Source organism: Paraburkholderia sp. SECH2, assembly GCF_030464795.1.
In the GTDB taxonomy this organism is placed as follows: domain Bacteria; phylum Pseudomonadota; class Gammaproteobacteria; order Burkholderiales; family Burkholderiaceae; genus Paraburkholderia; species Paraburkholderia aspalathi.
Map to the genome: position 1 here is coordinate 1 of NZ_JALPRH010000003.1, position 23,423 is coordinate 23,423.

The window sequence follows — 23,423 nt, forward strand, 5'->3', positions numbered from 1 at the left end:
AGCCAGTTTGCTGCAGGCGTAGGCATCATCCACCGGTTCTAATTGCCGGGTGGCGTGGCGGCGTCTGTCGACGCCGCCACCGCAACACAGAAGTGCAGGTGGCTAAGGGTTTTTCCTGGGTCAAGAGGCTTGAAGAAGTATGTCGTGAATGCCGTTAAATGTACTAGATAGTTACAAATTGGGGCGGTCACATGAAGTTGTCCACCAAGTTGCTGGCTCTGGTCGTCGCGGCCTTGCTCGGCGTCGTACTCGTGGCGGCAACTGCCGTTCAGACTGTACGCAGCTCGCTTGTCGACAGTCGGCGGGAGCAGATCGTTATTCTTCTCACGAAAGCCGAGCATCTTGTCAATCACTACCACGACCTGCAGTCGCGTGGCGTGATGACGCGCGACCAGGCCCAACAGGCCGCCAAAGACGCCGTCTCCCAGCTTAATGCGAACACGAAGAGCTACTACTGGGTCACCACGGCCGATGGCGTGAACCTGGTCCACCCGAATGCCAAGTTCATCGGGACCAAGGCTAAGGGCAATAAAACCACGACCGGATTGACCGACAGCGAGGCTTACCGTCAGGGCATGGCGGCTTCGCATATCGCGCTCGTCGACGTACTCGTGAAGCGCACGCCGGATGCGGACCCGGAGCCAAAGTTGCAAGGCGTGGTCGCGATACCCGATTGGGACTGGTGGATCGGCACCGGATTTTTCTATGACGACATCAACGCCGCGTTTATCAAGCTCGTCATCGTTCTGGGGTCCATTGCAGCCGTCATCTTCACCGCGGTTGGTGTGATCGCATGGACCGTGACGCGCAGCGTGAAGCGGGCGCTCGGCGGGGAGCCTGCTTACGCGGCTCATATCGCCACGCAAATCGCGGACGGCAATTTGGGCATCGAGGTTGAAGTGGGTCGGGCGTTACCGGGCAGCCTGCTGTACGTGCTGAACGACATGAAGTCAAAGCTCGCGGCCGTCGTGTCGGAGATTCAGTCGGCGAGTCATTCGATCGCGACCGGTTCAGGCGAAATCGCACAAGGTAACCTCGATCTGTCGCAACGCACTGAAGAGCAGGCGGCGTCATTGCAGGAAACGGCTGCCAGCATGGAGCAGATTACGGCGACCGTTAAGCAGAACGCAGACAACGCAAGACAGGCAAACGGGCTCGCCAATGCCGCGACCGAGGCCACAGCGCGTGGGGGTTCCGCGGTGCAGGAAGTGGTCGGCACGATGAAGCAGATCGAGAGCGAGTCGAAGAAGATCGCCGAGATCACCGCGGTCATCGAAGGCATTGCCTTTCAAACCAACATCCTCGCGCTCAACGCCGCTGTCGAGGCAGCGCGGGCAGGCGAGGAAGGGCGCGGTTTTGCTGTCGTGGCCGGCGAGGTCCGCGCCCTTGCTCAACGTAGCGCTGCAGCGGCGAAAGATATCAAGAGCCTGATCCAGGCGTCGGTGGCGAATGTCAGCGGCGGCACGCGGCTCGTCGAGGTAGCAGGTGGCCGGATGGCCGAGATCGAGCAGTCGATTCGCCGGGTAACCGACATCATGGGCGAGATTTCCTCCGCGTCGGACGAGCAGAGCACTGGCATTGAGCAGGTCAGCCGGGCCGTGTCGCAGATGGATGAAGTGACGCAGCAGAATGCTGCGCTGGTGGAAGAGGCGGCCGCGGCTGCGGCGTCGCTCGACGAACAGGCGGCGCGCCTGCGTTCTGTGGTGGCGGTATTTCGGGTGGCTGGGCAATAGGTTGTTGTCAACGGATGCATCGTGAATCCCCGTTGCCCAGATTGTTGATCTGTATGTCTAAATATATTGTTGTTTTTTAGAAAATCAATTTTCGACAGGGATCCCCATCGAGTTCTGAAACGAGAGGCTGCGCTCAGGATTGCGTGTCAGTGCGATAGCCATGGCCGCGACGAGCGCCGATCCCGCGAAGGCGAAGAAATTCCACTTGACGTCGACACCTTGTGCCACCAGATAGGCGCCCACCATCGGACCGCTCATCGCGCCGAAGCGGCCGATGCCCACGGCCCAACCCGTTGCGCTCGCCCTTGCATGGGCGCGGTAGTAGTTGGCGATGAAGCCGAGTTGAACCATCGCGACACCGATGCTTCCGAAACCAGCCAGCGCGACCAGGATGTAGTTGACGACGAGACTGCTCTTGATCGCGAGCCCCGAGATTGCCAGGGCGCCGATCACGTATCCGCCACAGATGGTTTTGCGTACGCCCAGGCGGTCGCTGATTCGGCCGATCAGGATTCCGCCAATGGCGGACGACAGCATGAAGACTGCGAGAAACGAAAGGCTTGAGCCGAGGTCGTAGCCCAGTTTGCGCATCAACTGCGGCAGCCATGTCCCCAATCCATAGATCACGAGGACGGCAGCGATCTGCGCGATCCAGAGACTGATCGTCGCCCATCGATTCTGTTTTGAGAACACTTCGCCAAACACGGCGCCGATCGAAGGTTTGGGCAGTGCGTCTTTCGGGAGGTGTTCCGGGCCGAACATCCTGATGCCGAGTTTGGCGGCGAGAACTTGCGCCTGTGCCTGTTTTCCACGAGCGATCAGAAAATCGAGTGATTCTGGCAACAGGTACAGCAGAAGCGGAAGCGCGATGAGCGGACTTGCGCCGAGCGCGACGACGAACCGCCATCCATGCGAACTGAGAAAAGCGATCCCGATCAATGCCGACAGCAGCGCACCAATCGAATAGCCCGAGTACATCAGCGCAAAGTTCAGATTGCGTTTCCCGGATGGCGAATACTCGACTGTTAGCGCGGCAGCGGCGGAAATGACACCACCCAGACCGAGTCCACCAGCAAAACGCGCGACTGAAAATGCAAAGGGCGTTGGCGACCAGGCTGCGCCGAGCATCGATACCGAAAACAACGCGACACATCCAACTAACAGCCGCTTGCGACCCACCAGGTCGCTGACGACGCTGATGAAATATGACCCGAACAGCGTGCCGAAGAGCGCGGCGCTGCCCATTGCGCCAATTTCGATCGGCGTCAGCTTCCAGGCCTGATCGGCGAGCAGAGACGGCACGATCGTGCCCATCACGCCGATGTCGTAGCCTTCCGCGACAATCGTCAGGAAACAGAGGATCAGAACCAGATAGGTGGTTCGCGCAGGTGGATCGAACGGGTGGCTTGCTGAACTATCGGATAGTGCGGCCATTGAAGACACCTCAGGTGGTGAGCAACACAGATCATGGGTAGGAGCGTTATGGCTTCCCGCTCGTGACCAGGCTTGTGTGCAAAGCCATCCGTCCACACAGGGCGGCCGGACGCGACGCCAGGACCGATGCACCCGGCGGCCGTTGCGTCGCTTCGAATCCGGATACGCGCGGAAAGCAGCCGACGTTGCGGCCTAAATACAGAATGACATTCTTTATTGTGGCGTGTCAAAGAATTTCAAAATTGTCTTTTTATTTTTTCTTCTGACAACCGGCGAGCGGCACCGGCGGGAACCGGCGCGGCAGTGTTCAGCGGGCCTTCGGACCCGTGTCGCCCAGCAACAGATCAGTCATCAATGCGGCGATTCGTTCGATATCCCGCACGTCGCCGATGCGATGGTTGATGACGAAGCCGTCGAACGCCATCCAGATCACATGCGAGATCAGATCGTCGCGTGCGACTTCCGCGCGCTCGGGCGGCAACGATTCGCGCAGCAGCCTGGTCAGAAATCCCTCCACCGAATCGAGCAGTTTCACGGGCTTTCCCATGTTCGGCGGCGCGCTTGCCAACGCGTCGATCAGTGCATTCGCGAATGCCTGGTCGGAGGCTGGAATGTCAGCCCATAGGCCCGTCAGGATTCGTCGGATCTTTTTCTTCGGATTGGACAACAGCACCACTTCCGCTCGAAGCGCGTCGAGCTGCTTCATCAGCCATGGCTGGTAGAGCTCGTACAGGATAATGAGCTTCGAATCGAAATAGACGTAGAGATTGGCCACGGTCGTGCCGGCCTGGCGCGCGATTTCGGTCATCGTGGTCGCGGAATAGCCCTTCTCGCTGAACGCCGAAAATGCGGCGGCCAGAATCGCCTCCCGTACTTCTGCTTTTTTTACCTGCGGCACTGGATCCCCTGGATCGGTTGGTTTTCGCATTCTGGCGGAGAGGGCCGGAGCGATATCCCCGCCTGCACGCCCGTCATTCTAGCAACCGTCCTCGCGGCGTGAGCGATCGAGTCGCACATCGGCGCTCAACACCTTTGGCCGGAAAGACTTGACAGCATAATTTTTCAAAAACAGAATGACATTCGTTATTCGACGAATTGCATGTTCCTGTTGAGGATTTTTGCTGATGAACGAGATACCCGCCCCGGAAGGCACGCTCACTGCGCGGTATGCGCATCTCGGCTCGGGCTTGATCCCGGTCGAACCTTACATCTCGGCCGAGTACTACGAGCGGGAAAAGGCCCATATCTTCAAGAAGACCTGGCTGCAGGTCGGCCGGGTGGAGGAGATTCCCGCTGCCGGTGACTACTTCGTTAAAAAACTGGACGCTTGCGACACGGAAGTCATCGTGGTGCGCAACAAGCAGGGCCAGATTCGCGCGATGCACAACGTGTGTTCGCATCGGCTCAACCAGATTGCGTATGACAAGACCGGCCACACGCGCAAGTTCTTCTGCAAGTTTCACGGCTGGGCATACGACCTCGACGGCAAGCTGACGGGTGTGCCAGATGAAAAGTGTTTCTTCGGAATCGATTTCAAGGATTACGCGCTGACCCGCGTTGCTTGCGACGTGTGGCAGGGCTTCATTTTCGTCAACATGGATCCGGACCCGAAGATGTCGCTGGACGACTTCATGAAGCCGATGTACGGCGACATCGAAGGCTATCCGTTCGACAAGATGACGGTTGGTTTTGCATGGGAGACGGTGGTCGATTGCAACTGGAAGCTGGCGCTCGACGCATTCCAGGAGGCGTATCACGTCGCCTACGTGCACGGCAATTCGATCGCCGATGCAATCGACAGGAGCGAGGGTGGAAGCATGCCGCCGCTCGACGCGTTGTGCGGCGACTTGCATCGACGGCTGTCTCTCGCGGGCAACCAGAAGTCGGTCTACGGTAATCCGAAAGCTGTTACGTCAGGCGGCGTGGCCGCCAGCGAGGCGCTGTCCGATGCCGGTTCCAAACGGCCGATTGCCGCGTCGGCCTTGCGTGCGGGCATCGGCAGCGCGCGCCACGCGTTTCCGCTCGACGCACTGCCCAAAGGCGTGAACTGGACCCAAAGCGCGAACTGGCTGTTCGATATCAACGTCGTGTTTCCGGACTTCTATCTGTCGCTGCGGCCCAACTATTGCCAGGCATACAACTTCCGGCCGATCGCGCACAACAGGACGCTGCTCGAAGCGCGCGTGTACTACCCGGAAATGACGACGCCGGGTGGCCGCTTCTTCCTCGAGTACATGAAGGTGGCGCTGCGCGACGTGCTCCTCGAAGACCTGAGCACGCTCGAACGTACGCAGCGTGCTGCGGAAACGGGCGTGAAGAAATTCATGGTGCTGCAGGACAACGAACTGCTGGTTCGTCACAGCTATCACGTCATCGAACGCCTGCTGGCCGAAGCGGAAGCGGACGCGGAAGGTAAAGCGGCCGTCAGCAAAGCCGAAGTGGTTACGGAGTAAAGATCATGGAACAGAAAATCATCGTCATGCCAAAGCGTGAGGCGCGAACCGTGCCGGTTGCACTGCCCGAAGTGTTCAGCGATCTGGCTTGTTTTGTCGGAATCTGGGCGCTGCCCACCGAGACCCAGCGCAACACGCAACGCCATACCGTCGGCATGGACGCGATCGTCGAGTTCAAGGACGCGATGCTGCCGAAGGTCGACGAGATCGTTGTATGGCTGAACCAGTACGAACTCGCCAGCCTGCCGGAAGAAGCGAAAACGCTGATGTACCTGTTGCTTTCGTTTGCGGAGATCGCGCCGGCCGTCGAGTTTTACCAGCAGCCGGCGGTGATCGACGGATACGATCCGCGCCGGTTCGTCGCCGATGAAACGTTCACGATGCGTCCGGCCATCTGAAACTGCCGCGACGTGCTAATTCGGATCAGGAGAGCGTTATGCCGAAGTGTCGGATATTTGGAATCGACGATGGCCTCAAGCAGGTCGTCGCCGACGGACTCTATATGAAGACGATGATCGGCCAAACGATAAGCGTTGCCGTTATCAAGTTTGTGGAAGCCGCCGGGCGCGGGCTGCCCGCGAAGGCGCACGATCACGGCGAGGAAGCATCGTTGCAGGTGCGCGGTGCGTGTTCGATCTTCGAGGTGCACGCCGGCGGCCCGGAGATCGAGCGACCGATGAATGCCGGCGAGGCGATGATCATCCCCGCCGGGTTGAGCCATTACGGTGTGAATCGCTTCGAAGGCGCGGGCGTCAGCATGAGGCTCAACGTGGTGACACCGCCGCGCGCCGAATACGGCAGCGGTGACGAAACCCCGTATTACCCGCTCGCCGATCGGGAGAACGCATCGTGACCCGCATCGAGCAGTGCCTGCTGGTTTCCGAGCCGGCTGCATCGTCAGCCATGCAGACCGCGGACGGCGATGCGCTGGCCGCCACAACACAATTGCTGTCACGCGACGAAACCGTCGAGTTCGGCGAAGACGTGCTGGGCGAAGAGGTCGGTGCGGTGCTCGAAGGACGCGTCGACATTGTCGCGGCACACGAGCATTACATCCTGTCTGAAGGCGAGGCGATCCTTATTCCGCCCAACGAACCGCGCCGCTATACGTGCGTGTCGGACCGCTGCGTGCTGTACCGCGTGACGGTGCGTATCGCTGCGGATCAGGAGCGTCAGCCATGACTGCGTCGCATATCGCGATTGTCGGCGCTGGGCACGCTGGCGGACGTGTCGCGCAGCATCTGCGCGCGCTCGGGCACGCCGGCCGAGTCACGCTGATTGGCGCGGAAGCGCATGCGCCTTATGAGCGCCCGGCGCTGTCCAAGGATTTGCTACTCGGCACGAGTGCCCAGGAAAGCCTCGCGCTGGCGCCTGCGGAATTCTGGTCGGTAGACGCGTTGACGGCTGCGCGTATCGAACGGATTCACGCGTGCGCCGATTCGCTCGATATCGACGCACGGCGCGTGCAACTGGACAACGGACGCAGCGTCGATTTCGACCTGATGGTGGTTGCCACGGGCGGCGAGGCGCGACGTCCCGCTTTCATGACCGCGGCAATGCCCGGCGTACACGTGCTCAGAACACTTGATGACTGCCTTGCGTTGAAAGAGTCGCTCGTGGGGTGCAGACGGCTTGCGATTATCGGGGCGGGCGTGATCGGAATGGAAGTCGCGTCGACTGCGATCGCGCTCGGCGTGCCCGTTACCGTACTCGAAGCGGGCAACGGCATCATGAATCGCTGTCTGCCGCCTCTCGTGGCCGGTTGGTTGGCGCAGCAGCACACCGCGCGAGGCGTCGAGTTGCATACGGGCGTCAGTGTCGAGCGGATCGTGGCGGCGGAGAGGCAACAGACGAATGTGCTCCGGCTGCGAGTCGATGCCACACGCAATGGCGTGCCGTTTGGCGTCGACGCGGATTGCGTGCTGGTTGCGATCGGCGTCGATTGCAATCCGCGTTTTCTGAAGCACACGGGCCTGTCTGATGCGCGCGGTATCACCGTGGATGCGTTCTGCCGAAGCCCGCAATTGCCATGGCTTTACGCGGCTGGCGACGTCGCCTGCACGCTCGACAGTGACGCCGGTTTTCATTTGCGCCAGGAAACCTGGCGCAACGCGGAGAACCAGGCACGCGCCGTCGCGGAAATCATTATGGGGTGCACGCAACCGTATCGGGAAACGCCGTGGATGTGGACCGATCAGCTCGGCCACGCGATTCAGGTAACCGGTCTGCCTGAGGCTACCGATGCAACCGTTGTGCGCGGCGATCTGAATGCGGCGAACGCGACCGTTATATCGCTGCGTGACGGCTGCGTGAGCGCCGGCGTCACGATCAACCAGAGCCGCGACCGGCGCTATCTGGAAGCGCTTGTCAAATCACGCAAGCGGATCGATCCGCAACAGCTTGGCAACGCGCTGGTTTCACTGAAGGAGCTGGTTTGACGATGAACAGCCCAATCGAGAAAACCGTGGCGGGAGATGCCGCTTCGCTCGAAGCGCGCGTGGCGCGGCTCGAAGCGGTCGATGCGATACGCGCCCTGAAAGCGCGTTACGCGGCGTTGGCCGACGCCAAATACACCGCCGACTATCAGCGCCAACCCGAGGGCGTGATGCGCGAGATCGCGCGTCAACAGGCGGAATGCTTCACCGAAACGGCGGTGTGGGTCGGTGGCTCCGGATTCGGTGACAACCTGGTGGGCCGCGAGAAATTGGCCGACTGGTTTCAACGATCGCCGTGGCTATTCGCGATGCACTACTACGTCAGCGAAACGCTCACCTTCATCGACACTCACAACGCAGTCGGCACATGGCGCTTGTGGCAACTGGCCCTGCGCGACGATGACGCACGCGCCGTGATGCTTGGCGCCGTCACCGAAGAGAAGTACGTGTGCGAAGCGTCGGGTGACTGGCTGGTGCGGGAAATGCGATTTACGCAGCTTCACATGCTAGAGCCCGGCGCCCAACCGTTCCCGCTCGCGAGCGATTTCGCCTCGCTGAATGCGAAGCGTGTGAGCGAGCAAAGGACATTGATTCGACAGGATACGACGGAAGAAACATGACAAGCTTACAGACAGACGCCTGCGCGGCGGAGAGCCTCGCATCGGACAACGACGCGCAAACAACGGGCGGCCGTTGCAGCAGCGAAACGCGAGCAACAGGCAAGGTGGTTCCGCTGTGTGCACATCGCGACGACGCAGCATCCGCTGCGGATCTAACGTACAGCCGGATACCGTCGATCGCGGAGAACCAGTGTGTCGTGCGTTCGAACGAATGGGTGAATCCGGAATACAAGCATCTCGTGTTGAGCGCACCAGACCTCGCGTTGACCGTACGCGCCGGACAGTTTTTCCATCTGGCGTGTCCGCCTTCGAACGATGAAGTGCCGTATTTGCGCCGGCCGATGAGCATCTACCGCGTAGCACCAGAGAATCAGCGCATCGAGTTTCTTTACAAGGTGCAGGGCGTCGGCACGCGCGGCCTCGCGCAACTGAACAGGGGCGACACGCTCGACGCGCTCGGACCGCTAGGCAAAGGCTTCGATCTTCCTGCGACGACCGGCGCGGCTCACGTGCTGCTGCTGGCGCGCGGCGTCGGCCTCGCGACGATGGCGCCGCTTGCGCAAGAAGCGATTGCGGCAGGCGCCCGCGTGACAGCCGTGCTGAGTACGCGCAGTCCTTCGCTGGTGATGTCGGCGGACTATTTGCGCGACGCAGGGGCCGACATCGTCATCGTCACCGACGACGACCAGACCAGCGACGTGGTTCAGGTCGAGCACCTGATCCGTCGCCTCCACGCGTCCCGGCCTGTCACTTTTGCAACGACGTGCGGGTCGAACCGGTTGCTGTCGATGCTTCAACGCGTTGCTGCGGAATTGCAGATTCCCGGCCAGATCGCACTTGAGCAGCACATGGGCTGCGCGATCGGCGCGTGCTATGCGTGCGTGCGCCCGTTCCGCAAGTCCGCCGGTTCCGACGAACTGACCTATCGCCGCGTGTGCTGGGACGGTCCCGTCTTCGATCTTCAGGAAACGACATCATGGTAGACCTCAGCGTCAAGATCGGCTCGCTCACGCTTGCCAATCCGGTCATGCCCGCGTCCGGCACCTTCGCGGAAGGCACGTCTCGGGTGTTCGACCTCGACTGCCTCGGCGCGATCGTCACGAAGACGATCACGCAGGATATCCGCGAAGGCGTGCCGCCGCCGCGCGTCGCCGAGTTTCGCGACGCCACGCTGTTTTCGATCGGCATTCCGAGCAAGGGCAGTGATTACTACATCGAGCAGACTGTGCCGTTCTATCGCCGCTACACCCCACCGCTGGTCGCAAGCATCTCGGCGAACACGATCGAGGAGTTCGGCACGCTGGCCGCGAAAATCGCGGTGCCGGGCGTGGCCGCGATCGAGGCGAATGTGTCGTGCCCGAATCTGAAAAAGGATGGCCGCGCGTTCGGCATGGATCCGGAGGCGACGTATCAGGTCGTCAAGGCAATGAAGGAAGCGTGCGGCCTGCCGGTCTGGGCCAAGATGACGCCGAACGCGGGCAATGTGGTCGAAGTCGCGCTGGCCGCGGAAGAGGCGGGCGCGGATGCGCTTGTCGTCAGCAACGCGATTTTGGCGATGGCGATCGACGTCGAGACGTTCCGGCCGCGCGTCGCGAACGTGATGGGTGGACTGACCGGCGCGGCAACCCGCCCGATCATGCTGCGCATCGCGTACCAGTGCGTGCAGGCCGTCAAGATTCCGGTGATCGGATGCGGTGGCATCGGCACGGCAGCCGATGCGCTGGAATTCCTGCTGGCCGGTTGCCGCGCCGTGCAGGTCGGCACGGCCAACTTCGTGTCCCCCACCGCGATGCCGCGCCTGATCCACGATCTCACTGCTTATTGCGAGCGGCACGGCGTATCGAAACTGTCCGACCTGATCGGCGCTGTACGGATGCACGAACCTGTCAAACTTCAACAGAAGGCGGCCCTATGAACGCGATTCACGAAATCAAGGCGGCGTCCGCAGGCGACTACGTCCGTGAGGACGACGGCTGGTATCGGTTGGGGGCGATGGAGCAGGTGTTCGGCTCGCGCGCGTGTCGCGGGATCGAACTGGAGGGTGTCAAGGTCGGGCTGTTTCTGATCGATGGCGATGTGCACGCGCTCGACGATATCTGTACGCATGGCGCGGCGCTGCTGAGCGACGGCGAATTCGACGGGCATGAAATTGAATGTCCGCTGCATGCAGGTCTTGTCGACGTGCGCACGGGCAAGGCGTTGTCGGCGCCGATCACGCGGGATACGCGCCGCCACGAGGCAAAAATCGTCGGAGACGAACTGTTCGTTCGTCTGCAAGCATGAAGCACGATGACATGGAAACGCGGATTGCGTCGCGCGATCTTGTGCGTCCGCGAATCGCGGTGATAGGCACGGGCGGCACCTTTGCCATGCATGGCCGCCACCGCTTCGACTGGATTGAATATGCCGACAGCGGCGTGATTCATCCGATCGACGATCTGTTGGCGCGGCTCGGTGAACTCGCGCCGGACGTCGACGTCGTGCCGATTCCGTTCCGCAGTCTGGGCAGTGTAGCGATTACGCCGAAGGACTGGCTGGAGCTCGCCGCGCTGATTCGCGATACAGCCGCGGCCGATCCGTTGCTGACAGGCTTTGTCGTCACGCATGGCACGGCGACGCTTGAGGAGACGGCCTGGTTTCTCGACCTCGTGCTGGCCGTGGAGCAACCCGTTGTGCTGACCGGCGCGCAGCGCCCCGCGAACACAGACGGCAGCGACGCCGCGGCGAATTTGCGCGGCGCGGTCGCGCTCGCGGCGGCCTCGGCCTCGCGCGGCGCCGGCGTGCTGGTGACAATGGGCGGATTGTTTTTCGCGGCACGAGACGTGACGAAGGCGGCCAGTTTCGAGCTCGCTGCATTCGAAGCGCCCCCATACGGACCGCTTGGCCGGATCGACGCCGACGCCAGCGTGGTGTGGCGTCGTCGCGCGTTTCGTGATGGGCAACGGGGTTCGGCATTTTCTGCGGTGCTCGATCACGCCTCCATGCGTGCGTTCACGCTGCCGAGGGTCGATATCGTGACATCCTACGCAGGTGCCGACGGCACGGCGATCGACGCTTTCGTTTCGGCGGGCGCCCGTGGCATCGTCTGCGCGGGGCTTGCGCCTGGGCGGCCGGCCGCCGGCGAAATGCGCGCGCTCCGGGACGCTGTGCAGGCGGGCGTGGTGGTCGTTCAGGCGACGCGCGCGCCGCGCGGCGTGGTACCGGTGCAGCGTTTTCTCACGGTTGACGGAATACTGGTCGGCGGCGATCTGGCGCCCGCGAAGCTGCGCATTGCGCTGATGCTTGCGCTGGCCGCGGATCATTCGGGCGGGGCTGTGCCTGACCGGGTTGCGAGCGTCGATGTCGAGCGCTTGCAGGCATGTCTGCTCGACCTATGATGACGCGTTCTCTTTCCTACGTACAACACCTACGTTCAGGCAATCATGCAATTCTCCTACCTCGTAACGTTTACACATCCAGATGCGAACGCGCGCATTAGTGACGCGGATTTACAAGCCATCACCGATTGCATTCGGACCACGCCTGCCATGAGCCGCGCGCGCTTATATACGCCGCAGAGCGCGAAAGACTTCTACACGAACGACGGCCCGTCGCCGATTTTCGCGTTCCAGCTCGACTTCGAAAAGCTCGCGGCGCTCGAAGCCGCAATATCCGCCGACGGGCACCTCCAGCAGATCGCTCGCACGGAATTCGAAAGTCTGAAGCCGTCTGCAGTCGAACAACAGGTCATGGCGCGCCGGCCCTATCCGGTGCTTGACCCTGAGGCCAAGGTGCCGGATGGGGCGCTTCCCTGCCAGTTCCTGGTTCACTATCCGGGGCACGCTGAAAACTTCGACGAGTGGCTTACTTACTATCTGGCGCACCACCCGCAAATCATGAAGTTCTTCGACGGTGTGCGTGAGATCGAGATTTTCACGCGGGTCGATTGGGTCGATGCTATGCCGTGGCGCAAGGTTCACTACATGCAACGCAACAAGCTGATGTTCGATAGCGCCGAGGCGATTACCCGTGCTATGAATTCGCCGGTAAGACATCAGATGCGTGCGGATTTCGAGAAATTCCCGCCGTTCGAAGGGAGCAATATCCATCATCCCATGTCGGCGAGAACCTTCTTTGGTGAGACCCGCTAAGGCGACACCGTGAGCGCCGTTGAAAACGCGTGCGATGCATTATTTCAGGTCGTACCGCGAGGTGTGCCGCCGGAATGCGCTTCGATCAGTTCGCGCATCCTCCAGCACACATTGCCGTTGTTTCGAAACCAGGGTTCCTAGAACTTCTTCCGGATCCCGACCAGGGCCATGAACTGGCTGTCGTTGCTGGACATTGCCGTTCCATTGAGAATCCACGCATGAGCCGTACCTGCGGCCCGCTGGTAGACAAGGTTGCTGTACAGGTCAACTGTCTTCGACAGGAAGTAGTTGACCCCCAATGCGCCCTGGTTGTAGTGCGTATTCCCACCTGCGGCAACGGTACTTCTCTGTGTGGTGTAGAGATAGGCTGCAGTTAACACCGTAGCGGGCGTGAGCTGATAGCGTAGGCTCGTTTCGTAGTTGCTGAACTTCAGTGTGCCGCCGACGGTCGCGTCGAAGTCCGCATGCGTATAGATGATGCTCGCGAGCAGCGCGCCGAACGTATACGTGCCGCCGGCGCCCCATACCGTGTGCTTCGCAATGCCGCCGGCAGCAATCGTCGGAAGCGCGCCATACGTGTTGTCCGACGCTTCCGCACCGGCTGTGCCGTAGCCTGGTTGATTGACCGTAAAGAAGCCCGCATCGAGGTGGACCGGACCGTTCACATAGTCGGCGCTGCCGCTCCATAGGCGGTTGGTATTGATCTGGCCGGCGAGGTTCGAAAACGCATACAGGACCTTCGCGGTGAAACCGGCGATGGTAGGTGTCGTGTACTTGACCGCATTGTTGGGCCTGAACGTGCAGTTCATGTCGTCGTTGTCATACGGATGGAACGTATAACCCGACATGTAGAGGGCGGCCATTTCGTTGCCCACGTCTTCCTGGAACGGCATGTATTGGCGGCCGGCTGTCACGGCTCCCCAACTGTTGTTGACGAGGCCCACGTACGCGCTGCGGCCGAACATCCGGCCGCCTTGTCCGAGCGCACCGTTCTGAATGTTGAAGCCGTTTTCGAGCCTGAAGGTGGCTTGCGTACCGCCGCCGAGGTCTTCGAAGCCGAGCAGGCCCCACCGGTTCGCCGACATGGCGCCGGGCAACGCCTGAATGCCGTGATTGATGTGGCCGTTGGTCGAACCCTGGTTGCTCGTGTAGCCAATTGCCGAATCGACGAGCCCGTACAGGGTCACACTGCTTTGCGCGTGTGCGGTGCCTGCGATGGAGCCGAGCAGGGTAGCGGTGACTAGAACTTTCCTACACATTTTAAACATCCTCTTAAAGTGCTGCGTAGATCGCTCGAAATGTTGTTAGTGGTATTCGATTTTTCGAGGCGATTCGTTGACGAAGTTGATTTCCAAACGCAATTGGTTATTTTTTAATAAGTATTACTAATATTGAAGCGTGTGATACGAGACAGCGAATGAAAACTTATCTGGTTTGTCTTTCTCCTTTGGTTTCGGCTAAGACTTCTTGTTGTCCGGAGCGATTACGTTGGTGAGCATCGGGTAGTGGCAAGCTCGTCCCGAGAACGCCGGAAACCGTCCATTGTCTTCCCGCATTCGCGCACGAACGGGCGACGTCAGCGCCTCGGCGAGCAGTTGCGACGAAGGGAAGGTCAGCATGTTTCGCTGCATGTAGTTCACGCGCGTCCATGGCATCGACTCACACCAGTCGACCCGGGTGAATACGTTGACCTGCCGTACATGCGGGTAGTCGAGCATGATCTGAGGGTGATGGGCGACGTAGTAGGAAAGCCAGTCGTTGAAATTTTCCGCAGCGCCCGGGTAATGCACGAGATAGCTGCACAACGCCGGTTCCGCGGGCGTCGTCGTGAGAGGCATAAACGTACGGGTGAGCATGGCTTGATGCGTGACCAGGCTTGCGCACGGCGCGAGCCAGTCATCCGACTGCGCAAGCCGCCAGAGATGTCCGCCCTCGGTGACTTGTGACTCGAGTGCCTCGAGGCTGGTGAACTCGAGCCGCAGCGCGAGCAGGGGCGAAGGGCCGTCGTCGTGATAAGTCGTGATCTGGGCGGGCGTATAAAGCTCGGCCTTCATCAAGTCAGGCGTCGCGCGGATGGCTTCCTGAATGAACTGACAATGTGCCGCGCTTACCCGCGCATGCGGATCGTGCTCGTTAGTCGCCGTGATGAAGTAGGAAAATGTCATGGATCAGGTCAGGTCAAGTGCGTAAAAGGAGTGCGGTTGGGCGCTAGGTTAGGTGTCCCTTTTCCGTCCTTTTCTTTTCCGTCCTTTTACGCAGCGGTGGCGCGAGTACCGATTCGGGAATTGGACAGACATAGGGACGTCCGCCAGTGAGGCACGCATGTTCTGCCTGAGCTGCGTCGATATGTGACGGCTCCGTCAGCAGATCCAGCGCGGTCGCCGCGAGTACCTTTGCCGCGTGCAGCATTCCTTTATGTGCAGCGGGCAGTTTTCCCTGCGACACCAGTTGCCACGTGTGCATGTTGGTCCCCACCGCGTAGCAAGCGCCGAGGTACTGGGTTGTCGGCACGACCCAGCTCACGTCTCCCACATCGCTCGATCCAGTCAACGAGCCCGGTTCCTCGTTCAATGGAAGCGGCGTGTCGGCGAGTCCATGGGCACCAGCGGGCCCGCGATAGGCGTCGAGACATTCCTGCAAATCACCCGCGCTGATGTTTCCGGCGAGCCGCGTGACGAAATCGCGATCGGACTGGTCGAAGGGAGGAGGGCCGAAACGCTCGAGGTTATCCATGATCAAGGCTTCAATCGTTTCGTTGCGCAGCACGTCCGAGCATGCGCGATCGACTTCGACCTCAACGGTTGTTTCGGTCATCAGCGCAGCGCCCGCGCCGATTCGTCGAACGCGCTCGAATAGCGCCCACGCCTGCTCGATGTTCGGCGCGCGGACCACGTACAGCACTTCGGCACGGGCCTGAACAACGTTTGCAGCGAGGCCGCCGGCATCGATGATCGCGTAATGGACGCGAGCCTCGGCGGGCATATGCTCGCGCAGGAAATTCACCCCGACGTTCATCAGTTCAACCGCATCGAGCGCGCTGCGTCCGAGATGGGGTGAAGCCGCCGCGTGCGAGGCCACGCCGGAGAAGCGGAAAAATGCCTGCATCACCGCCAGCGATTTGTACTTGAAAATCCCCGAGAACGGGCCAGGGTGCCAGGTCAATGCGAAGTCGATATCATCGAATACACCTTCGCGAGCCATGTAGGTCTTGCCGGCGCCACCTTCCTCGGCGGGGCATCCGAAGTAACGGACGATCCCAGGCAAATCCTGGGAAACGAGGTAGTCGCGCGTGGCAACTGCGGCCAGCATCGCACCGACACCAAGCAGATGATGACCGCATCCGTGTCCGCTACCTCCGGCACATACCGGGCACGCTTCTACGGCCGCGGCTTGCTGGCTCATGTTCGACAACGCGTCGTATTCGCCCAGAAACCCGGCGACGGGTCCTTCATTTCCGGCTTCCGCAACGAATGCCGTGGGCAGACCACCCAGGTTTCTCGTGATTCGAAATCCTTCGCGCTCAAGTAACTCGATCTGCGCTTCGACTGATCGAAATTCTTCCCAACGGGTCTCGGCAAGATCCCAGATCCGATCCGCAAGATCAATGAAGTCGTCACGCTTTGCTTCGACGAACTGCTCGACGAGTCCGATCCGTTGGTTATCTTCGCGCTTCATCACGCGTTACCCCCGGCGTATTGGTGCGGAAACGCCCCCCGAACCGAGCCTCTTTGCGTTCGGCCGTCTTTAGCGACGGGAGGAAGCACGTCGTCCGGAATGGGGCAGATGTAGGTTTCACCGGCCGATTGCTCACGCAATTCCGCCTTGGCCTGTTCAAGCAATGAAGGACTCGTGTAGAGCGCTGCGGCGGTGGCAGCCATCACCTTCGCGATCTGCAGCATGCCTTTGTGCGCGATCGACGATTTGCCTTGGGCGACCAACTGCCACGAATGGAACGGCGTGCCCAGCGCGAAGCAGGCGCCGAGACAGCGGGCTGTCGGCACGACCCAACTGACATCGCCTACGTCGGTCGACGCGGGCAACAACGATGGCATCGATGCAGCGGGTAGGACCCCGTCATGCAGAACTCCCGTGAGCCGATGGGCGCCGAAAATCGACAAGCTGCCCAGTGCTTCGGCGGGTGAAATGGCGGCGTGCATGCGCGCGGCAAAATCGTGATCGACGGTGTCGAACGGCGTCGGACCGATTGCGAGCATGCGCTCGTACATCAGATCGGACAGGACCTTGTTGGGCCTCATATTCGACATGGCCTTTTCCACCCGGCATACGACGGTGGTGTCGGTCATCATCGCGGCGCCGTCCGCGATCTTGCGCAGCCGGTCGAGTAGCGAATGGATCGTGGAGAGTTCAGGTGCGCGCAATTGATAGACGACCTCGGCACGAGCTTGAACGACGTTGGGCGCCGCCCCACCCGTATCGTGCAGCGCGTAGTGAAGGCGGGCATCGCTCGGAATGTGCTCGCGCAGATAGTTGGCGGCGACATTCATCAGCGTGACCGCGTCGAGTGCGCTGCGCCCCAGGTGAGGCGCGGCCGCCGCGTGTGCGGCGACGCCGCTGAACGTGAAGCGCGCGTGAAGCGTCGCAAGGGTTGTCATCGCATCGATTGCGAGGATGCTGGCAGGATGCCAGGTGAGCGCGGTGTCGAGATCGGCAAATGCGCCGGCTCGCGTCATGAACGTCTTGCCGGCTCCGCCTTCCTCAGCGGGGCAGCCGTAATAGCGAACCCGGCCCGCGCGCCCGGACGCGTGAAGCCAATCCTTGATGGCGAAAGCGGACATCAGCGCCGCGCCGCCAAGCAGGTTGTGACCGCAACCGTGTCCGCCGCCGGCATCTGGTGCCGGTTGCCGGGTGGCGGAGTTGGCGACCTGGCTGAGGTGAGGCAACGCGTCGTACTCGCCGAGAAAGCCGATGACCGGGCCGCCGTCGCCGGCTTCGGCGACAAACGCAGTAGGGATACCCGCAACGTCTCGCGTGATCCGGAAGCCATGCCGCTCGAGCTCGCGAATTTGCAATTCCGCCGACTCGTACTCCGCATAGGCCGTTTCAGCGAGATCCCACAGCCGGTCGCTCAGGTGCACGCACACATCACGGTACGATTCGATCCGCGCGGCAATCTCTTGATCGAGTTGATCGAAATTCACGTGCTCTCCGGTTCGATTGACGCACGAAACCCGTTGCCGTTCGACCCGTAATCGAAATGACATGCCAGGCCTCGCAGTCGAATGACGAACATGAATAAATAATTCGGCTGGATCGACGGACTGCTAGATTCCCGCTTTGGCGCGGAATACGCTGTTGCGTCCCATCGTTGCGCGATGTCGCATGTAAAGCGTCAGCACGGCGAGCAGCGAAATAGAGTTTGCGGCGAGCAGATACCAGGCCGGCGACATCGGGTCGGCCGTCCTCGCGGCGAGCCATGCCACTACCACCTGCGCGCTGCCGCCGAAAATCGTGGTCGGCACGCTGAAGCAGACGGACACGCACGTGCTGCGAATCGCGTTAGGAAATATCTCTGGAATGAAGCACAGTTGAAACGGCGCCATCAGCACGCGCAACAACGTCAGCAGCGCAACCATCGAAAGAAAGGTGACGGCCGTGCCGTTCTGGGTGACCCACACGAATGCCGGCACGATCGCCAGTACCGTCAAAACCTGCGGCAGTACCATCCACTTCGTATTGGGAAACCGGTCGTAGATCAGGCCGGCGGCCAGGGATGCGAAAATTCCCACGCCGCCAGTGATGAGCCCGACCAGCATCGAGGTCGACGTGGGCAGGTGCAGCACGCGCAGGCCGTAGGTCGTCATGTAGTACCCGACGACATATACCGTGATCGTCGGTCCGATTATTACGGCACACGAAAGCAGCAAATCGGAAAGGTGCTTGCTGACAATGGTGGATACGAGCTCACCCGTACCTTTGACCGCAGACTCGGTATTGAGGGTTTCGCTCAACTGCTTCCGGATATACAGTCCGATCGGCGCGATCAACAGACCGATGACAAACGGTACGCGCCACCCCCACTCCTCGAGCGCCGCCGGCGGCAGCATCGATGACACGACGTAGCCGACCAGCCCACCCAGCAGCGAAGCCACACCTTGGGTCGCAAGCTGCCAGCTCGTATAGAAGCCGCGCCGGTTCGACGAAGCCATTTCGAGCATGTACGTTGTCGCGGGTCCCATTTCGCCGCCGGCCGAAAACCCTTGCAGCAGACGGCCGATGACGACGAGTATGGGCGCCACCACGCCGATCGTCGCATACGAGGGTGTGAACGCGAGGATCGCGGTGCCGAGTGCCATCAAACCGATCGTTAAAGACAGCGCCGCCTTGCGTCCCGAACGGTCCGCATAGGCGCCGATCACCAGGCCGCCGATCGGGCGCGCGACGAAGCCGACGCCGAACACCGCGACCGATGCGATCACCTGGCTCGCCGGAGAAAACGCGGGGAAAAAAGCCTTGCCGATGAATACCGCAAAAAAGGCGTAGACCGTGAAGTCGAAGAATTCCAGGGCGTTGCCCACGACCACCGCAATGAAGTCGAGGGTCGATGCTGTGCGGACTGTCGGGTGCTCACACCCGTTTGCTTGATTTGACACACCCGTCTCCGAATTGGGTTAGCGCCGGCACGCTTGCCGTGCGATTGAAAAAATAATGACGTTCTTTTTTGGCATCGTCAACGTGTCAAAAATTTGCTTTGCTTTCCTGAACGATTGATGATTCGGAAAGCACACACGAAGCAATCTGGCGTCATGCTGTCCGGCATGGCGAGAATGGATTGCGTCAAGGAGAAACCACTCGCTGCGCAGCGAGTGATTGCTGCCTACAGCAGGCACTCGACAGAGTGAAAGAGCCGGCGCTTGAAAGGATCTTCGGATGCCATGGAGGTGCGGATCACGCTGGTCAGACACTCCACAAAGTATTTGGCGGCATTGCTGAGTGGTGCGGCGCGCCGGTATATAAGACTGATCTCGGCTTCGGCAATGGAGTCGACCAGCGGAAGGACCGTCAATCGTTCCTTGCTCACGAGCAGTTCAGCGAGCGGCCATGGCATCAGCGTCAACATGTCGGTGCTTGCTACCAGCCCAAGCGCGATCGCGCTGGAATGCGATATATGAATGCGTGGTTCGTAGACGCGGCAATATTCGGTGAACGCATTGGTCGCGGCGAGTTCGTCGACGGAGGAGTCGCGGTTCAGAATCCACTCGGCGTCCTTCAATTCATGCAGCGATCGACACCCTGCCAGACGATGTTCCGTCCGGCCGACTACCGCGTAACCGGTGCGAAACAACGGGACATGGGTGAACTCCTCCGTTTGCGTAACAGAGCTAGCCCTTCCAATCGAGATATCGAGCGTTCCGTCACGCAATCTTGGTATCGACACGGTTGCCAATCCTTCGAAGAATTCGATCTTTACCTCGGGCATACGCGTCTGGAACAGGCCGACAACCTCTCCAAGCAACGTTAGACCGACCCACGACACTGCTGCAATCGACAGGGTGCCGTCCCTCTTACCGGATAGCCGCTCCATTTCCTGCCGCGCTCGCGCCAACTGTCCGACTGTCAGCCTTGCATGCCCGAGCAGCGTCTGACCTGCTTCAGTCAGCGTCACACCCGTAGCCTCGCGGACGATCAGCGTGACATTCAGGTCTTCCTCAAGCTCACGTATCGCCTTGGTAATGGCGGCCGGCGAGAGGTCCGTGGCGCGGGCTGCGTTCCGGATGCTGCCGGTGTCGGCGATCGCAACAAGTGCGCGGAGTTGATGTAGCTTCATGGTCAATGTATGACACCAAATTTTTTCAGGAGGAGACAACCGGGAGTCAACGGCAACACTTTCATTGAGTTGTTGGCCGCTTATCTGTCGACATACTCTACGCCAGCAGAAAGTGGAAAAATTTGCGCCGGCTTACCGGCGCGAATCTTTCGAAACGACTACCGATCCTGAGAGAATGGAGGCTATGTGGAGCACGCAGCACAGGTGAAGCGTCTCGTCGAGGCAAAGCAGCAGCGATACGTTGAGCTGGCAAATGAAATCTGGTCGTACGCCGAGATGCGCTACAGCGAATATCGCTCTGCCGAACTGCACGCGGCGCTACTTGAGGAAGAAGGGTTTCGCGTGACGCGTGGCGTGGCCGGACTGCCGACGGCGTTTGTGGCGGAGGCGGGCAGCGGCGGCCCGCTGGTCGGATTTCTGGGCGAGTACGATGCGTTGGCCGGGCTGAGCCAGGAAAGCGGCGCGCTGGTCTGCGTACCGGCCGCTGACGGCGTCAACACCAATGGGCACGGCTGCGGCCATCACCTGCTCGGCGCGGGCGCACATCTCGCGGCACTTGCCGCGAGAGACTATTTTGCTGCCAACAATATCGACGCCACGGTCAGATTCTACGGTTGCCCCGCCGAAGAAGCTGCTGCCGGCAAGACCTTTATGGCGCGCGCCGGATTGTTCGACGACCTCGACGTCGCGTTGAGCTGGCATCCGTCGGTGGCAAATTCGGTGTTCATGAACGCCACGCTCGCGAACGTACAGGCGTATTTCCGCTTTCACGGCAAGGCCGCGCACGCGGCTCTCGCGCCGCATCTTGGGCGCAGCGCGCTGGACGCCGCTGAACTGATGAACATCGGTGTCAACTATCTGCGCGAGCACATGCCGGATCAGGCACGTGTACATTTCGCTTACATCAATTCCGGTGGCATTTCGACCAACGTGGTGCCGGTACTCGCCGAACTGCTTTATACGGTGCGCGCACCGCGCAGCGAAGAAGCGCGGGATCTGTTCGAGCGTGTCAAACAGATCGCGGCCGGTGCCGCATTGATGACCGGCACGCGTCTCGAGATCGTTTTCGACAAGGCGTGCTCGAACGTGCTGCATAACGACACGCTCGATCAGGTTCTCGACCGGAACATGCGGGCGCTCGGCGGCTTCGACGTCAGCGATCGCGACGTCGAATTCGCGAGGCAGATTCAGCAGACCATTTCGTCTGATGATTTCGAGAACAGCGCTCGTCACTTCGCGGCGGCGCTGCGTGACCCGCGTCCGATCGTTACGGACATCCAGCCGTATCGTGCCGACATGGCGCGCCCGGTGACAGGCTCGACCGATGTTGGCGATGTCACCTGGGTCGTTCCGACCACGCAATGCCTGACGTCCTGCTTCGCATGGGGAACAGGTTTTCATTCGTGGCAAATGGTCTCGCAGGGCAAGGCGACGCTGGCTCACCGAGGCATGTTGCTGGCCGCGCAGACACTGGCTGCCACGGCCGTCGATCTGGTCGGCCAACCGGATGTGCTGCGCGCAGCAAAAGTGGAGCTTGACGAAAAGCGCGGGCGCAAGCCTTATGATTGCCCGATTCCGCCGGAAGTCTTGCCCCCGCCGGCGCGTACCCAAGCGACCGCCTGAACACCGCAGGCCCGGCATATCGACCCAGGATCATCCGTGCGCACTCTCAAGCTTTCCGGGCAAAGCGGGACGCTGCGATTCCATGACATTCCAGGGGTAGGCACGCCGCTAGTGTTTATCCACGGACTTGGCTGCGCGTCCTCGTGCGACTACCCGCAAGTGATCTCGGATCCGGCATTGACGAGGCGGCGCAGCATTCTGGTCGATTTGCTGGGATCCGGGTATAGCGACCGGCCTGAGTGCTTCGGATATCGTGTCGAAGACCATGCTCGAATCGTCGTCGAACTCATTCGGAGTCTCGACACAGACGTCGATCTCTTCGGTCACAGCATGGGTGGGGCGGTCGCGATCGTTGCGGCTACGATGGCGCCTCGCCGGGTACGCCGTCTGGTTCTCGCAGAGCCGAATCTTGACGCGGGCGGAGGATTGTTCAGTCGCGAGATTGCGGCCTACTCTGAATCTGACTATTGGTTGTACGGCCACGCGCAAACGGTCGCGACCGCGTCGAGAGAGGGCGATCCCGTTTGGGCGGGCGCTCTCGCGATCTCCTGTGCCAGAGCAGTCCATCGTGCGGCGACATCGTTGGTAGAAGGCGATTCAGTGGCGTGGCGTGAATTGCTGTTGCGGCTGGAAATGCCGCGTTCAGTGATTTTCGGCGAGCGCTCGCTGCCGCATCCCGACGCGGTTAGCTTATCGAGGATGGGTATCGTGGTCAGTATCGTGCAGAACGCGGGGCACTTCATGATGCGGGACAATCCGGCGGGCCTGGCGTTTGCCATCAATGAGGGCTTGTCTGCCGGGGATTCGGACGATCCTTGCGAATAGCTTTCGAGAGTTTGACGCATTTCTGTCGTTGCAGATTCGCACCTATACTTGGCTGAGCGAGGCTGACGCAACCTCCTTTAGCGCCTCGCCAGGAGTGTGGATCATGAACATGCCTCGGATTGTGGTGTCGGTTGCCGCTGCGCTGGTTCTTCTCCCTGGGGGCGCGTTCGCGCAAACATCGAGCGATAGCGCTGTGGCCCGGACGAAGGTGACGCAGGAACTCAGGGAACTGGTCGCGATTGGATATCAGCCCGACGCAGTACGGTATGACTATCCAAACGACCTCATTGCCGCAGAAAAGCGTCTCGACGCCAAACGCGCAACCCGGGGTATTTCCACCGTTCCAGCGCAGTAGTGGGAATACAGGGTTCGGCACGCATGCGG

At 60.7% G+C, this 23,423-nt stretch carries 23 protein-coding genes; 15 read left to right on the forward strand and 8 right to left on the reverse strand.

All coding sequences use genetic code 11. The features are described 5' to 3' along the window. Positions 1–191: 191 nt before the first annotated feature. On the forward strand, positions 192–1,733 hold the full coding sequence (locus M0D66_RS07140; protein ID WP_200618527.1) for a methyl-accepting chemotaxis protein: 1,542 nt from the start codon (positions 192–194) through the stop codon (positions 1,731–1,733). Between the two features lie 84 nt (positions 1,734–1,817). On the opposite strand, the gene M0D66_RS07145 is transcribed toward M0D66_RS07140, so the two are convergent. After that, positions 1,818–3,167 carry an aromatic acid/H+ symport family MFS transporter gene (locus M0D66_RS07145; protein WP_093641549.1) on the reverse strand — a complete coding sequence of 450 codons (1,350 nt, stop codon included), beginning with the start codon at positions 3,165–3,167 and terminating at the stop codon, positions 1,818–1,820. Positions 3,168–3,474: 307 nt separating this feature from the next. Further along, positions 3,475–4,065, reverse strand: coding sequence for a TetR/AcrR family transcriptional regulator (locus tag M0D66_RS07150; protein WP_175050674.1), 591 nt, complete (start codon positions 4,063–4,065; stop codon positions 3,475–3,477). A 226-nt stretch (positions 4,066–4,291) separates the two neighbouring features. Between M0D66_RS07150 and M0D66_RS07155 the strand changes: the two genes are divergently transcribed. The 11 genes from M0D66_RS07155 (at position 4,292) to M0D66_RS07205 (ending at position 12,805) form a co-directional block, all read left to right on the forward strand. Then, on the forward strand, positions 4,292–5,620 hold the full coding sequence (locus M0D66_RS07155; protein ID WP_093641543.1) for an SRPBCC family protein: 1,329 nt from the start codon (positions 4,292–4,294) through the stop codon (positions 5,618–5,620). A gap of 5 nt (positions 5,621–5,625) precedes the next feature. Further along, a complete protein-coding gene (locus M0D66_RS07160; RefSeq protein WP_093641540.1) occupies positions 5,626–6,018 on the forward strand; it encodes a hypothetical protein in 393 nt (130 codons plus the stop codon). Between the two features lie 38 nt (positions 6,019–6,056). Then, the gene (locus M0D66_RS07165; protein ID WP_200618525.1) at positions 6,057–6,473 is read left to right on the forward strand and encodes a cupin domain-containing protein; all 417 of its coding nucleotides are present in this window, start codon (positions 6,057–6,059) and stop codon (positions 6,471–6,473) included. Then, positions 6,470–6,802, forward strand: a complete 333-nt coding sequence (locus tag M0D66_RS07170) for a cupin domain-containing protein (RefSeq protein ID WP_093641535.1) — start codon at positions 6,470–6,472, stop codon at positions 6,800–6,802. The genes M0D66_RS07165 and M0D66_RS07170 overlap by 4 nt, the downstream gene beginning before the upstream one ends. Continuing rightward, positions 6,799–8,058, forward strand: a complete 1,260-nt coding sequence (locus M0D66_RS07175) for an NAD(P)/FAD-dependent oxidoreductase (RefSeq protein ID WP_200654693.1) — start codon at positions 6,799–6,801, stop codon at positions 8,056–8,058. The genes M0D66_RS07170 and M0D66_RS07175 overlap by 4 nt, the downstream gene beginning before the upstream one ends. Positions 8,059–8,060: 2 nt before the next feature. Further along, positions 8,061–8,675 carry a nuclear transport factor 2 family protein gene (locus M0D66_RS07180; protein ID WP_200618524.1) on the forward strand — a complete coding sequence of 205 codons (615 nt, stop codon included), beginning with the start codon at positions 8,061–8,063 and terminating at the stop codon, positions 8,673–8,675. Next, entirely contained in the window at positions 8,672–9,658 is a 987-nt protein-coding gene (locus M0D66_RS07185) for a dihydroorotate dehydrogenase electron transfer subunit (RefSeq protein WP_256457550.1), read from the forward strand. Before M0D66_RS07180 ends, M0D66_RS07185 begins: the two co-directional genes overlap by 4 nt. Beyond that, positions 9,652–10,590 carry a dihydroorotate dehydrogenase gene (locus tag M0D66_RS07190; RefSeq protein ID WP_093641524.1) on the forward strand — a complete coding sequence of 313 codons (939 nt, stop codon included), beginning with the start codon at positions 9,652–9,654 and terminating at the stop codon, positions 10,588–10,590. Before M0D66_RS07185 ends, M0D66_RS07190 begins: the two co-directional genes overlap by 7 nt. After that, positions 10,587–10,958 (forward strand): non-heme iron oxygenase ferredoxin subunit, encoded by a 372-nt coding sequence (locus M0D66_RS07195; protein WP_093641521.1) that lies wholly within the window; start codon positions 10,587–10,589, stop codon positions 10,956–10,958. The genes M0D66_RS07190 and M0D66_RS07195 overlap by 4 nt, the downstream gene beginning before the upstream one ends. After that, positions 10,955–12,052: an asparaginase gene (locus tag M0D66_RS07200; protein ID WP_266210431.1), complete on the forward strand. Its 1,098-nt coding sequence runs from the start codon at positions 10,955–10,957 to the stop codon at positions 12,050–12,052. The genes M0D66_RS07195 and M0D66_RS07200 overlap by 4 nt, the downstream gene beginning before the upstream one ends. Before the next feature lie 150 nt (positions 12,053–12,202). Then, complete coding sequence (locus M0D66_RS07205; RefSeq protein ID WP_266210432.1) at positions 12,203–12,805, forward strand: hypothetical protein; 603 nt, start codon at positions 12,203–12,205, stop codon at positions 12,803–12,805. Between the two features lie 137 nt (positions 12,806–12,942). Here the strand turns inward: M0D66_RS07205 and M0D66_RS07210 are convergent, their stop codons facing one another. The 6 genes from M0D66_RS07210 to M0D66_RS07235 all read right to left on the reverse strand — a co-directional run bounded on the left by M0D66_RS07210 (position 12,943) and on the right by M0D66_RS07235 (position 20,630). Continuing rightward, positions 12,943–14,064: a porin gene (locus M0D66_RS07210; protein WP_093641512.1), complete on the reverse strand. Its 1,122-nt coding sequence runs from the start codon at positions 14,062–14,064 to the stop codon at positions 12,943–12,945. A gap of 198 nt (positions 14,065–14,262) precedes the next feature. After that, on the reverse strand, positions 14,263–14,970 hold the full coding sequence (locus M0D66_RS07215; protein ID WP_211702481.1) for an ethyl tert-butyl ether degradation protein EthD: 708 nt from the start codon (positions 14,968–14,970) through the stop codon (positions 14,263–14,265). A gap of 43 nt (positions 14,971–15,013) precedes the next feature. Then, entirely contained in the window at positions 15,014–16,480 is a 1,467-nt protein-coding gene (locus tag M0D66_RS07220; protein WP_266210433.1) for an amidohydrolase, read from the reverse strand. Further along, the gene (locus tag M0D66_RS07225) at positions 16,480–17,964 is read right to left on the reverse strand and encodes an amidohydrolase (RefSeq protein WP_266210434.1); all 1,485 of its coding nucleotides are present in this window, start codon (positions 17,962–17,964) and stop codon (positions 16,480–16,482) included. Before M0D66_RS07225 ends, M0D66_RS07220 begins: the two co-directional genes overlap by 1 nt. A gap of 123 nt (positions 17,965–18,087) precedes the next feature. Then, a complete protein-coding gene (locus M0D66_RS07230) occupies positions 18,088–19,416 on the reverse strand; it encodes an MFS transporter (protein WP_256457554.1) in 1,329 nt (442 codons plus the stop codon). A 224-nt stretch (positions 19,417–19,640) separates the two neighbouring features. Next, the gene (locus M0D66_RS07235) at positions 19,641–20,630 is read right to left on the reverse strand and encodes a LysR family transcriptional regulator (RefSeq protein WP_266210435.1); all 990 of its coding nucleotides are present in this window, start codon (positions 20,628–20,630) and stop codon (positions 19,641–19,643) included. A 147-nt stretch (positions 20,631–20,777) separates the two neighbouring features. On the opposite strand from M0D66_RS07235, the gene M0D66_RS07240 reads away from it, so the two are divergent. From M0D66_RS07240 to M0D66_RS07250, 3 genes are all read left to right on the forward strand, one after another. Further along, positions 20,778–22,214 (forward strand): amidohydrolase, encoded by a 1,437-nt coding sequence (locus M0D66_RS07240; protein WP_266210436.1) that lies wholly within the window; start codon positions 20,778–20,780, stop codon positions 22,212–22,214. A 36-nt stretch (positions 22,215–22,250) separates the two neighbouring features. Then, positions 22,251–23,039 (forward strand): alpha/beta fold hydrolase, encoded by a 789-nt coding sequence (locus tag M0D66_RS07245; protein WP_200653617.1) that lies wholly within the window; start codon positions 22,251–22,253, stop codon positions 23,037–23,039. 103 nt (positions 23,040–23,142) lie between these two features. Then, positions 23,143–23,394 (forward strand): DUF4148 domain-containing protein, encoded by a 252-nt coding sequence (locus M0D66_RS07250; protein ID WP_167378475.1) that lies wholly within the window; start codon positions 23,143–23,145, stop codon positions 23,392–23,394. Positions 23,395–23,423 lie beyond the last annotated feature (29 nt).

Bases quoted from the DNA above. Each gene is read 5' to 3' on its own strand.
- M0D66_RS07140 (WP_200618527.1), top strand. From the start codon at position 192: ATGAAGTTGTCCACCAAGTTGCTGGCTCTGGTCGTCGCGGCCTTGCTC.
- M0D66_RS07145 (WP_093641549.1), bottom strand. From the start codon at position 3,167: ATGGCCGCACTATCCGATAGTTCAGCAAGCCACCCGTTCGATCCACCT.
- M0D66_RS07155 (WP_093641543.1), top strand. From the start codon at position 4,292: ATGAACGAGATACCCGCCCCGGAAGGCACGCTCACTGCGCGGTATGCG.
- M0D66_RS07160 (WP_093641540.1), top strand. From the start codon at position 5,626: ATGGAACAGAAAATCATCGTCATGCCAAAGCGTGAGGCGCGAACCGTG.
- M0D66_RS07165 (WP_200618525.1), top strand. From the start codon at position 6,057: ATGCCGAAGTGTCGGATATTTGGAATCGACGATGGCCTCAAGCAGGTC.
- M0D66_RS07175 (WP_200654693.1), top strand. From the start codon at position 6,799: ATGACTGCGTCGCATATCGCGATTGTCGGCGCTGGGCACGCTGGCGGA.
- M0D66_RS07180 (WP_200618524.1), top strand. From the start codon at position 8,061: ATGAACAGCCCAATCGAGAAAACCGTGGCGGGAGATGCCGCTTCGCTC.
- M0D66_RS07185 (WP_256457550.1), top strand. From the start codon at position 8,672: ATGACAAGCTTACAGACAGACGCCTGCGCGGCGGAGAGCCTCGCATCG.
- M0D66_RS07190 (WP_093641524.1), top strand. From the start codon at position 9,652: ATGGTAGACCTCAGCGTCAAGATCGGCTCGCTCACGCTTGCCAATCCG.
- M0D66_RS07195 (WP_093641521.1), top strand. From the start codon at position 10,587: ATGAACGCGATTCACGAAATCAAGGCGGCGTCCGCAGGCGACTACGTC.
- M0D66_RS07200 (WP_266210431.1), top strand. From the start codon at position 10,955: ATGAAGCACGATGACATGGAAACGCGGATTGCGTCGCGCGATCTTGTG.
- M0D66_RS07205 (WP_266210432.1), top strand. From the start codon at position 12,203: ATGAGCCGCGCGCGCTTATATACGCCGCAGAGCGCGAAAGACTTCTAC.
- M0D66_RS07210 (WP_093641512.1), bottom strand. From the start codon at position 14,064: ATGTGTAGGAAAGTTCTAGTCACCGCTACCCTGCTCGGCTCCATCGCA.
- M0D66_RS07215 (WP_211702481.1), bottom strand. From the start codon at position 14,970: ATGACATTTTCCTACTTCATCACGGCGACTAACGAGCACGATCCGCAT.
- M0D66_RS07220 (WP_266210433.1), bottom strand. From the start codon at position 16,480: ATGAAGCGCGAAGATAACCAACGGATCGGACTCGTCGAGCAGTTCGTC.
- M0D66_RS07250 (WP_167378475.1), top strand. From the start codon at position 23,143: ATGAACATGCCTCGGATTGTGGTGTCGGTTGCCGCTGCGCTGGTTCTT.